The following is an 11,700-nucleotide window of genomic DNA, read 5'->3' as shown; positions in this document are numbered from 1 at the left end:
TCCATGGCGTAGCGCCGGTAGATGGATCGAACGGGCGTGCAGATCCCATCCCTGGTGTTGCACTTGGAGGTCTTTTGGGACAGGAAGAGCTTCTGGTTGCCGGGGCCTAGGGTGTACGAGTGCTTGGAGTAGGGCAAGCCGGAATCTGTGACCTGCAGTTCATTCATGGGGGTCGTAGCGACAGGGTTCGAGGAGCCTTCGTAGACCGAGGTGTAGTTGACGGTCTTGGTGCGCGTGTTGTCCGCGATCGGGTCGGTGACCGTCGTTTTCCGGTACTCCGCCCGCCGGCAGGTCGTTCCCGACCAATCGGAGGTGGGAATCACCGGCAGGAGCTCGCTGGCGTAGTTCCATCGCCCAATCTCGGCACGGTTGGCGTCTTGCTGGATCTTCGTAGTGACTCCGTAGCGAAGCGTCTGTGGCTCCAGATCCGGATCGTTGCGGTAGACGCAGCGGGTGGGAAACTCCCAGAAGCTGTACTCGAAGCGCAGCCAGCCCTTGGTCGGCGCCTGGACGGCCTCGATCTTGCCCGCCAGATTCGAGCAGCCGCCGGATGGGTTGGTGAAGGTGTCGAATTTCCAGCTCTGCCCCTCGGGACCGTCGATGCCGTCGAGCACCCGGGTGGTCAGGGTGTTCGAGGCGGTCGGGAAGTCGTCATCGTGAGGGCAGCCGCGCATCGTGGTTTCGGTGCGGTAATGGAAATTGTAGGTCGCCGTGCTCCCTCCGAAGCTCGCCAGCTGGACGTGGGAGAGGATCCGCCGGAGGTCGCCCCATTCGTCGCCGTCGGGAGTGGTGAACGGCCCCGGACCGTCGCCCCCAGCACGAGAGATGGCGTCGAGGTCGAAGAAGAGTTTGTGGCTGCGGCCGGTGCTGTCGGAAACGGTCCAGACTTCCTGACCACTGGCGTTGAGCTGGTAGGCCAGGCTGATGCGGTTGCCGTAGGGGTCTTTGCGTTCTTTGAGGCGCCAACAGCCGGTCACCACGTTGCCGCCTTCTCCGGGTACACCGCAGAAAAGAGTGCCGAGGAAGGAATCGGTGCGCTCGAAGACCGAGACTACGCCATCGGGATGTTGGAGCTCGACTTGGGTGCTCGAGGATAGGACGAGCCGGAGCTGGCTCCCGTCCTTGGAGTGGCGGAGGATGGACGGTTGCGGGTCGCCGGGAGCCCGCCGGCCGGGAAGAAGATGCAGGGAATGCTGCGAGCCATCGGGAGCGACATAGAGCCAGCGGGTATGGACATCCGAGGGATCCACTTTGGTGGCCACATTGGGGAAGCGCTGGCCGTCGGAAGAGCGCAGGTTTCCGGGCCGGTCGGGCGCTGGCGCGAAGAGTCGCCCGAAGTGCACCTCCCAGCCGAGGCCCGCATTGGCGGAAAGGTTGGTGGAGGAGAAGGTCACCGGCGGGAAGATGTCGGTGCAGTCTCCGTAGCATTCGACGCGGAGAGGTTCCCAGACGTTGGAGTTGTACACCGCCTGGAAGCCGTAGGAGAGGCGGTCGCCGACGGAGTAGCTCTGGCCCAGCGGGATCCTCAGCACCAGGTTGCCGGAGGTCAGGTCGACGGCGTCGATGCCGTCGAGACCCTGGAAGGGGCGGTTGGGCATCAGGCCCCGGTCGATCTCGACCGGCTGGTAGATGCTGGGGTCGGGACCGCCAAAGGCCTCATCGACATCGTCTCCGTCATCTCCGGCGTCCCCGGAGAGAATTTGGAAACTCGCCTGCGACGGCAGCGACTCCACGCCGCCGTGGTCGGCGACGGTGGCGGACAAGAGATGCTCGTCCTCGGCCAGATCTTCGTTCGGCCGGCAGACGGCCCCCTGCGGGGAGACCGTGCAGGGGATGCCGAAGGGCTGACCGTCGAGGGTCAGGGCGAGGCTCTCGGGCCGCACGCCGGTGCCGGGGTCGCTCCAGGCGAGCTCGATCTCGGGCCGTAGCTCCTCCAGCTCGGCGCCGTCTGCGGGCCGGAGAATCTCCAGCTCGGGACCCACGGTGTCTTCCGGCACAGTCCCGGGGACTAAGCCCCGCACCTCCACTGGCTCGCCGAAGCTCACCGGGGGCTCGAAGCGCTCGATCTCCCAGCCGGAGGGAGAGAGCCGCACGGCCCCCGCCTCGCTCACCGCCCAGACCGAGCCCGGGTAGGCGTCGGCAACCAAGGTGTGGATGCCGAGCTCGCCCTCCCCATCGGCGCTCTCTCCAGCGGGGCCGAAGGGCTGTGCCGAGGTGAGGACCTCGCCGGTGGCATCGACTCGGGTGACGGCGACGCCATCGGTTACCCAGAGGGTCTCGTCTCCGCCGGGAGCGAGAGCCAGGATGCCGGGAGCGGCGAAGCTGTTGGTGGGCGCTCCGGCGTTTTCGGACTCGCCGGGCTTGCCGTCTTCCGCCTCGCCCGATGGATCTTCGACAAACCGTAGAATTTGCTCGTCCGACGCCACCCACACGCTCTCGGCATCCACCGCCAGGGCCCGCACCTCGGTCCCCCCGCCGAGGGGCAGCTTGCGCACCTCGGCGCCGGTGACGGGATCGTGAAGGGTCACCGCCTCGGCGGTGGCGATCCACAGACCGACCTCGGTGGTGAGGAGGCTTCGGAGGTCCGCTGCGAGGAGAATCTCCTGGAGCGCCTGGCCGGTGGGGGCGAAGGAGCTCACGGCCTCGCCGCTGCCGAACCACACGGTGCCGTCTTCGGGATCTATGGCCATCTGAGCGATCCCTTCTTCCCCTGCGTCCGCGGGCACCGAGAGCACCGGCGTTCCGTCGAGACCGAAGGCGGCGAGCTCCTCGCCGGTGTGAACCCAGACGAGCTCTCTCGCCGGATCCACGGCCACTGCCCGGGCGTCGGCGGTCCCGGGGAGAGGATCGAAGATCTTACCGGTGGTCCGGTCCGCCGGCAGGGCTCCGCGGTCGGTGGCCAGATAGACGTCGGCGGCGGCTGGGAGGGGAATGGTGAGGGCGAGGGCTATTGGTAACCACAGAGCTCCGAGAACTGATCGGAAGCGGGTGCTTGTCTCGAACGTCTGTTCTTTGGTGCCCTTTCGCCGCATCGTGGAATCCCCTTTCACGCTCTTGCCTTCAGTCGGGTGGCTGTCATGGCTCCGTGGATGAACGCTTCATGACTCTCTGGGTTCAAAATCTTAGAAAGTGGCCACGGGATGTGTTGAATTTTCTCAAATCGTTGGGAGGTGCCAGAGGTGGCCCTCAACACTGAGAAAACTTCTGACGGATTGCCAGAAGTTGCTTAGTTGCTTCGGGCGTGCCTTGGGAGCCTGCTGAAAAGCGCGCAGCGCGCTGCGGCCGGCTCTTCTCGGCCGAGTCTTGGTTGTCCAACCTCGACGACTTCGGCTGAGGGAGGTGTACCGGGTCCAGAGGTCGGTGGTCAAGGTGGGGCGTGGCTGATGCTGCTCGAATAGGCTCCCTAGGCTACGACACCGCGCAGCTGAACGGGAGTGACGCTCTGGTGGCCCAAAGAGCTCTTACAGCGCAACGGCCCCGCGAATCGCGACGCTACAGGCTGGCGCCGGCTGCCAGGGGCATCGCTCGGGCGGCAGGACGGCAACGCCTGGCGGCCCGGCTCGCTTGGGCCAGCAGCGCCGGCGGAGCGGTGAGCCCCTGGCGCTCCGCAGCGCTCGCCGTCAGGGCGGCGAGGAGTAGGTCCACAGCTACCTCAGGATCGCTTTCCTCCCAGAAGGTCACGGCCTGGTGCACCAGCACCGAGTTGGGGGACTCCAAGCACGGCATGCCGTTGACGTCGAAGAGCCGCAGCTTTCCTTGGGCGTCGAGGCGGCCGTCGACGCGGGTCCCGTCTCGCATGCCCAGGACGTCCACCACCTGCGGAATCACTTCCTCGATCTGGGCCAGCACTTCCGGCTCGGTGACCCTCCGCATCCGCTTCGGACCGGCCCAGGGGGCTTGGCGGACCGCGAAGTCGAGAACGCCCGTGGTCAGACCTTCGAATTCGTACCAGGTGGGCAGCAGAGCGAGCTCCCCGTGGAAGTTGAGAACGCCGATCGTGACGTCGTGTCCCGGCAGATACTCCTCGATGAGCATTCGCGAGCCGTATTGGCCGCGAATCGACTCGATTTGTTCCATCAGCTCGTCGAGGCTCGTCACCCGGGCGATGCCGTGGCTACCGGCCGTGGAGGCGGGTTTGATGACCAGGGGCCAGGACAATCCCGCTTGCGCCAGCGTGGTGGCGAGTCGCGTCCCGCTCATCCCGCCGGCGAAGGAATCTTCGTTGAGGGATAGAAATCGAGGGATTGGCAAGCCAGCCGCCATCAACCGTCGCTGGCAGTCGTCCTTGTGGATCATGGCTTGCAGAGCGGGGGCGGGAGAGCCGATGAAGGGCAGTCGATGTTCTTCGAGGATCTCGGCCAGCCACCGTAGGGGGCCGTCGGGGGAAGACTCGGGGATGAAGTAGGCGTTGGGCCAGATCAGGGTTGCCGGAGGCAACTCAGCCAGCAGTGCCTCGAGCTCTCGGGTGTCTCGGGCTTCGGCCAGCGAGGTGTCGACGCCGGTCTGAGCGATTCCGTTGATCAGGGCGGCTTGGGTTTCGGCACGGGGGGCCCAGCCCAGGTCCGTATGGCCGGCGATGTTGAGCAAAAGGAGTCTCATGGTGCGCTACCGTCCTGCCTGGCGGCGGTGACACGAACCGGGTAGAAGGCTCGTTGTTGATCGGGTCGACTTTGGATCTGGTCAGACCGGTAGGGATTGGCTCGTAGTCTGGCCAGGCCTGTAGTTGAATCAAGAAAATGAACAGTCCAAACGAGCATAAGTTGTCGCTGAAGAAGTAGGCAATGGACGGAGCGTTGAAGTTGAGGGCTGAGGATCAACGCCAGGTTGAGGCTGGTCAACGCTGCGTTGATGCGGGAGGCTTCTTCGAGGGAGGAGATGGCATACAGGATTGAAGGTGCAATAATATGCTGAAGATTGATTCGGGATGCTTGCCGGATACCATCTCGAGACAACGTGAACGGCTGCGCTCCAACGGCCCCAAGGGGAGGGCAAGAAGTGGAGGAGACCCGAGTCTCCTGGAGGAGATCGATGCCCGAAAAGGTAGCGCGGATCCTGCTCGTCGATGATCATCAGCTGGTTGCTTTCGCTCTCCGCAAGCTCTTGGAGACTCGCCACGAGGTCGTAGACATTGCGACCAGCGGTCGACAGATGTTGGAGCTGGCGCCGGTGCTTCGCCCCGACATCATCCTCACCGACATCGCGATGCCCGGTCTCGATGGTCTCGAGGCCACCCGGCGGTTGAGCTCCGGGCGCATTCACATCCCCGTCATCATCCTCACCATGCACGACGAGCCGGAGCAGGTCAGGGCTGCTTTCGAGGCTGGCGCATCGGGGTATTTGGTCAAGGGATCCGATCCGAGAGAGCTCTTCGAGGCGATCGCCACGGTATTGGCCGGGGGCCGATTCCTCAGTTCCGCCGTGGGCGGTGATGTCATCGGATCGTTCCTCTTTCCCGGGGCCAAGCCCCCGGGCTCCTCGCTGACGGATCGCGAAACCGAGGTTGCGGCCCTGGTAGGAGCGGGTCTCGACAACTCGGAGATCTCTCGCCAGCTGTGCATCGCTGAAGTCACGGTGCGCAGCCACTGCTTGAAGATCGGTAGCAAGCTGGGTTTGAGGAACCGGGTAGAGATCGCCCGCCACGCCCTGAGCCAGGGTTGGGCTTCCCTCTGAAGTTCGTCAGCAGGCGCTCTCTCCGGACGCTCTCAGCCCCGCGACCGCCGGGTTCGAGGCGGAGCGGGCAGCTGCTCTATACTCGTGAGACGCTTTGATCGCTTGAGACTCTCTGATCCTTCGAGGCTCTGTGTCGGCTGGAGGGTCACGGACCGAAGGTGCGCCGGTGAGAGTCGGATGCCAGCTGGGAGATCGACCATGATTGTTTGGGAAAGAAGGGAAGCCGAGGGTACCTCTGTCGTTGGGAAGGGCGGTCCGCGACGGCTGCTGATCCTCGTTTCGGCGGTTTCTTGCCTCCTGCTGGGGCTGCCGGCGGTGCCCGCTGCTGAGGGGCTTGGCTCCGGGGCCGTTGGCCCGGATGAGAGCTTCGAGGCCTACGAGGCCAGCGGTGGGTTGACCCTCAGCCAGCGAGAGATGTTGGCGCAGCGGGCCGAGGCGGTGGAGAGCGGGGAGGAGAGGACGGCTACGGAGCACGCCCATCCCTGCGTCGACGGTATGGCCGAGGGTTTTCCCTGCCAGCGGGTGGATTTGCTCGCCCACATGCCTTTGAGCGCCATCGGTGGGGGCTCGGGGGCGGATCTTTGGGGGTGGACGGATCCTGCGACGGGCAAGGAGTACGCCCTCATGGGGCGCTCCAACGGCACCGCCTTCGTGGACGTCAGCGATCCGGAAGAGCCGGTGTATTTGGGCGACCTGCCCACGCATACCACCAACTCGACCTGGCGGGATGTCAAGACCTACGGGAATTACGCCTACATCACCAGCGAGGCGTCGGGGCACGGTCTGCAGATTTTCGACCTGACCCAGCTGGACAAGGTGGTGGACCCGCCGGTGACCTTCAGCGCTACCGCTCACTACGATGGTTTCGGCCGCACCCACAATGTGGTCATCAATGACGAGAGCGGATTCGCCTATGGCGTTGGCTCGCGGGAGAGCGATCCGCCCTTCGAGGCCTGTTCCGGCGGCTTGCACATGCTCGATCTCACCGATCCTCTGGACCCGGCCTTTGCCGGCTGCTTCGGCGACGATGGCTACACTCACGACGCCCAATGCGTGATCTACCACGGCCCCGATACCGAGCATGACGGCGCGGAGATCTGCTTCAACAGCAACGAGGACACCCTGACCATCGTCGACGTCACCGACAAGGGGACTCCGGTGCAGCTCTCCCGCACCGGCTACATGGGCTTCGGCTACACCCATCAGGCCTGGCTGACGGAGGATCACGCCTATCTATTGATGGACGATGAGCTCGACGAGGGCAGCTTCGGCCACAACACCAAGACCTACATCTGGGATCTGGCGGATCTGGACTCGCCGCAGGTGCTGGCCACGCACACCGGTTCGGTGCCTGCTACGGACCACAACCAATACGTCCACGACGGCTACGTCTACCAGGCCAACTACCGTAGCGGCCTGCGCATCCTGAGCCTCCAGGACATCGATCTCGGAGTGCTCACCGAGGTCGCCTTCTTCGACATCTATCCCACCAGCGACAGCAGTGGTTTCCAGGGCGCGTGGAGCGTTTATCCCTACTTCGAGAGCGGCACGGTGCTGGTCAGCGGCATCGGCGAGGGGCTCTTCCTGCTGCGCCCCATCCTCTGCCAGGCGCCGACGGCGCCGGACGCCCTCACCGCCACCGCCGGGGGTGACCTGGTCATCGACCTGAGCTGGACCACCACCCTCGAACCCGGCGAGACTCTGGACGTCTACCGCGCCTACGGTGATTGTCCCGGCGGTGCCTTCGAGCAGGTGGCCAGTGGGTTGACCGGCAGCAGCTGGAGCGATCCCGGCGTGTCCGGCCAGGTGCCGTACTCGTACCAGCTGACCCGCCGCGACGCCACCGGCTTCTGCGAGTCGGAACCCAGCCCCTGCGCCTCCGCCACCACCACCGGAGCCTGCATCGCGCCGCCGGTTTTCGGCGGCCTCGCCGAGGTCACCAACCTCGCCGGTGCCGGCTGCGGTCTGCAGCTGGATTGGCCCGCCGCCACCGCCAACTGCGGCGGCGAGGTGACCTACTCGGTGTACCGTGGCTCGGTGCCCGGGTTCATTCCGGACGAGGCCAACCGCATCGCCCAAGGGCTGATCCTGGAGAGCTATGTGGACACGGCGGCGACGGATGGGGAAGAGCGCTTCTACGCCGTGCGCGCCCGGGACGGCGGCAACGATGCGCAGGAGGACAATCTGGTGCGGCTGGGCGCCGCGGCCACCGGTCCGCTGGCGGACGGGCTCTTCGGTACCGGCGCCGAGGTCGGAGATCCCAATCTCTCCTACAATTCCACCGTTTCCGTGGGCGGGGGCACGGCGCAGGAGCACATCGGCTGGGAGCTTTCCGGCGCCCGGGCTAGTAGCGGCGACCGCAGCTTCTTCTCGACCTACAGCAATCAGCAGTGCACGGCGGTGCTCACGCCGCCCCTGACCCTGACGTCGGGACAGATCTCTACCCTGAGCTTCTGGACCATCTTCAACGTCGAATATCGGTGGGACGGCGGGGTGGTGCAGCTCTCCGACGACGGCGGCGCGACCTGGCAGACTCTGGGGTTGACCCCGGACTATCCCACCACTTTCCGCGCCAGCTCCGACGCCTGTGGCTTCGAGGAGGGGGATCCGGCGTTCACCGGCCTCGATTTCAGCTGGGACGAGTACGTCGCCGACCTCAGCCCCTGGCAGGGGATGGAGGTGCAGATCCGCTGGATCTTCTCCACCGATGGTGGCTTGACCGAGGAAGGCTGGTACGTCGACGACATCACCCTCGAGCACGTGCAGGTGCCGGGGAGCTGCACCAGCGCTCCGGGACCGATCTTCGGGGATGGCTTCGAGGCGGGGAATCTCTCCGCCTGGAGCTTCACCCAGCTAGGAGGCCCCTGAGCCTCGAGCTCGGCAAGAGTTGCCCGGAGGCTGGCGCTCTCAGGGCTTCAGTCGGCCTCCCACCGCACCTCGTCTCCCACCTCGATCTCGCCGCCGGTGAGGACCGTGGCGAAGGCGCCGCCGCGCCAATCGGGGTCGAGGGCGGCCTGCAGGCCCGGGAGGGTTTCCTCCATCAGCCGGCAGGGGCGGGTCTCGCCGTGGATCTGGAGCCGGCAGGTGCCGATGTGGAGGATGCGGTGGCGGCTTTCCGCGAGGGAGACGCCGGAGACGAGTAGATTGGCGCGGCGCATCACCGGATCCACTTGCGGGCCGAGCTCCCTCGCAATCTCCTGCCACAGCTCTTCCTCGATGAGGGTGACCTGACGCCGGCTGCGGCCGCGGCTGGCGTCGCCCTCCAGGCCTTCCCCGGCGATCAACGTCGCCCGGTCCTGCAGGTCCATGGGACCGCGGCGGACCCGCTTGAGCCAGATGCGCTGGAGCCGGCCGGTGGCCTTCTCGGCGCCGGTGGTCGGGGTGCTCACTGACCTTCGCCGGCACCGAGCTGGGGGCTCGGGTCCTCGAAGATCGAGGCCGGCAGCTGGTCGTAGACGGCGATGTCCTGCATGGGCAGCTGGCGGTCGCCGCCTACCTGGGAGCGCTCCGAGGCGAGGAGGATCTCGCCGTAGCGCTGCCAATCCCCCCAGGCCCAGGCGGTGGCGGGGCGGTCCGCCTCGTAGCTCTCCAGGATGTAGGACCAGCCGGCGACCAGGTGGGTCTGCGGATCGACGTACACCCAATAGCGGTCACCGGGGGTCAGGCCGACCCCTTCAAAGCTCATCAGCAGCGTCTCGTGGGGCTTCCCCTGGAAGTCCTGGACGCCCTCGTAGGTCAGGTGGACGCCAGGATCTTGGAGCTTGTAGGGCATGAGCAGCCAATAGGTGTCGTTGATCCACGCGGAATAGGCCTGGTCCAGCCATTCCTCCGCATCGCGGCCGGAGATCAGCTCGCCATCGAGAAAGACCTTCCCCTTGCGATCGTGGAGATTGTGCAGCACGACGTAGTGCTGACCTTCCTCCCGGGTGGTCCCTTCGTACCGATGAGCGCCGGTTTGGCGGTCCCACCAGTGGCTTCGGAAGCCGGCAAAGCTGAAGCTCAGAGCGCGAGTATCGGACCAGGCTTGGGCGCCGCCAAGGGCTTCCAGGACGCGGTGAGCCCACTCTTGGGCTGTTTCGTCTGGCGCCGTCGGGCCTGACTTTTCCGAGCTCTCTTGATCTTTCATCGGCGAATCTTCTGCCGCCATGAGCGGGGGCGCGAGCTGTAGCAAGAAACTCAGCGCCAGGGCTGGGATCGCCAGGCGCAGGCCTCGATTCAGGGGGTGGCAGAAGTATCGATGGTTGTGTATAGTCACGGGCTCTCCTCGGCTGGGGGAGGTTGAGGGCTGTAGGTCCATCCACTGGAGCAGTTTAGCGCGGCTCCCCGGTCGAGCTCCAATCCCGTTCTCTGATTGCTGGAGCAGCAAAAACAAGAAGATTCTCTTGTCCCGATTCCCCGCCCCGTTCGCACCTCACTAGACAGCAGGACGTTGAGTCCCTGTCGTCTCGGCACCGTCGCCCCAGGGCTGACTCACAAGGTTTGCACCATGGTGACGCGCCAGGCCTTGAAGTTGGTAGAACATACTGACGTGGTTCTGCGTTTTTTCACGTAGGACCTTATGAGCTGTTTCTCATGTCGCGGAAGAAGCTTGCCCGGGGATCCTTTCAAAACCTCATTGCTCGCCGAGCGAAGTCTTCGAGGCAGCTGCGGCTTCAGCTATCAGATATCTAGAACACCACCGTTAAGGAGGCACGTTATGGAAGCGAAGCTCGCTTCGATTCTCGCAGCAAAAGCAACCGGCATCGACCACGTGGCCATTGCCGTCAAGGACCTCGAGGAGTCCATCCAGTTCTACTCCGAGGTTCTCGGCATGGAGCTCGTGGAGCGTCGTGAGACCAAGGGCAAGAAGAGCGCCATGATCTCTGCCGTCATGAAGGCCGGGCCGCTGACCTTCGTGCTTCTGCAGGGCACTTCGCCGGAGTCCCAGGTGACTCGCTATGTCGAGCACTATGGCCCGGGAGTCCAGCACATCGCCATTGGCCTCGAGGGTCTCCCGGAGGTCGTGGAGCAGCTGGAGGGCAGCGGTCTGGACTTCGATACCGGCCTGATTCGCAACAACGGCCTGGTTCAGCGCTTCTCCCACCGCGAGCCCAACTCCGGGATGATGTTCGAGTTCATCGAGCACGTCGACGAGGACGGGGACTTCTCCGACGAGAGCGTCCAGCAGCTGTTCGAGGAGCTGGAGTCGAAGGACACCTTCTGATTCCCCGGCTCCTGCCACCGAAGGCCCCTGACCGCCAGGTGCTTTCGGCGAGGCGATGATGAGTTTTTACCGAGCCAATGATTTGACCGCAAGATAGAGGTGATCCTGTGTCCAACGTAATGACCCCCAGCCAAACTTCGGTAGCCACCATCGGTGGTATCGAGCAGGTGCGGCTCGAGCTTCAGCAGGAGGAGATCCACGAGATTCGCAAGATCCTGGAGGACCTCAAGAGCCGTTACGGCTCCGCTGAGAGCGAAGACTTCCTGCTCAACGCCGCCCTCTTCGCTCACCAGCTGCCCCGCCGGGTGCGCAAGGTGGTGAACGACTTCAAGCAGCTAGAGCCGCGGGAAGCGGTGCTGGTCGTCGCCAACTACCCCATCGACGAGACCAAGGTGGGCCGCACGCCGGCGCATTGGAAGTTCGAAGAGGATCGGGCTCGGGTGGTGGAGGAGGAGATGTACCTGGTGCTCATCGGCACCTTGCTCGGCGAGTGCATCGGCTGGTCGACTCAGCAGGCCGGCCGCGTGGTGCACGACATCGCCCCCATCGAGGCCCACAAGGGCGAGCAGTTGGGGAGCGGCAGCGAGCAGCTGCTGTGGTGGCATACGGAAGACGCCTTCCATCCCCTCCGCGGCGACTACATCGGCATGCTGTGCATCCGCAATCCGGATGCCGTGCCCACCACCTTCGCCAACCTCAAGGGTTTGGATGAGCTCTCCGACGAGCATCGCCGGCTGCTCTTCGAGCCCCACTACACCATCCGCCCGGACAATTCCCACCAGCAGAAGAACAAGTCGGACTTGGCTCCGGAGGGTGGGAACCTCGAT

General features: G+C 64.9%; 8 protein-coding genes. 4 read left to right on the top strand and 4 right to left on the bottom strand.

Annotated elements, in window-relative coordinates; genetic code table 11:
• Positions 1 to 3,032 (bottom strand): hypothetical protein (locus tag SX243_21945; GenBank protein MDY7095646.1); only part of this gene is annotated, 3,032 nt, incomplete at its 3' end.
• A 460-nt stretch (positions 3,033 to 3,492) separates the two neighbouring features.
• Positions 3,493 to 4,599 carry a hypothetical protein gene (locus tag SX243_21940; GenBank protein MDY7095645.1) on the bottom strand — a complete coding sequence of 369 codons (1,107 nt, stop codon included), beginning with the start codon at positions 4,597 to 4,599 and terminating at the stop codon, positions 3,493 to 3,495.
• 429 nt (positions 4,600 to 5,028) lie between these two features.
• Here SX243_21940 and SX243_21935 point away from each other — a divergent pair, with 429 nt between their 5' ends.
• Positions 5,029 to 5,670, top strand: a complete 642-nt coding sequence (locus SX243_21935; GenBank protein ID MDY7095644.1) for a response regulator transcription factor — start codon at positions 5,029 to 5,031, stop codon at positions 5,668 to 5,670.
• Between the two features lie 198 nt (positions 5,671 to 5,868).
• The gene (locus SX243_21930; GenBank protein MDY7095643.1) at positions 5,869 to 8,538 is read left to right on the top strand and encodes a choice-of-anchor B family protein; all 2,670 of its coding nucleotides are present in this window, start codon (positions 5,869 to 5,871) and stop codon (positions 8,536 to 8,538) included.
• A 47-nt stretch (positions 8,539 to 8,585) separates the two neighbouring features.
• Here the strand turns inward: SX243_21930 and SX243_21925 are convergent, their stop codons facing one another.
• Positions 8,586 to 9,059, bottom strand: a complete 474-nt coding sequence (locus SX243_21925; GenBank protein ID MDY7095642.1) for an MOSC domain-containing protein — start codon at positions 9,057 to 9,059, stop codon at positions 8,586 to 8,588.
• Positions 9,056 to 9,796 carry a hypothetical protein gene (locus SX243_21920; protein ID MDY7095641.1) on the bottom strand — a complete coding sequence of 247 codons (741 nt, stop codon included), beginning with the start codon at positions 9,794 to 9,796 and terminating at the stop codon, positions 9,056 to 9,058. Before SX243_21920 ends, SX243_21925 begins: the two co-directional genes overlap by 4 nt.
• A 570-nt stretch (positions 9,797 to 10,366) precedes the next feature.
• Between SX243_21920 and SX243_21915 the strand changes: the two genes are divergently transcribed.
• Together SX243_21915 and SX243_21910 are read left to right on the top strand one after the other, a co-directional pair.
• Positions 10,367 to 10,873 (top strand): VOC family protein, encoded by a 507-nt coding sequence (locus tag SX243_21915; protein MDY7095640.1) that lies wholly within the window; start codon positions 10,367 to 10,369, stop codon positions 10,871 to 10,873.
• Between the two features lie 107 nt (positions 10,874 to 10,980).
• The coding region (locus SX243_21910) for a hypothetical protein (GenBank protein ID MDY7095639.1) at positions 10,981 to 11,700 on the top strand (720 nt) is incomplete at its 3' end.

The organism is Acidobacteriota bacterium, from assembly GCA_034211275.1.
Taxonomy (GTDB): Bacteria; Acidobacteriota; Thermoanaerobaculia; order Multivoradales; family JAHZIX01; genus JAGQSE01.
Note: the sequence above shows the minus strand (reverse complement) of the source record. Positions and strands in the feature narration are given on the sequence as shown.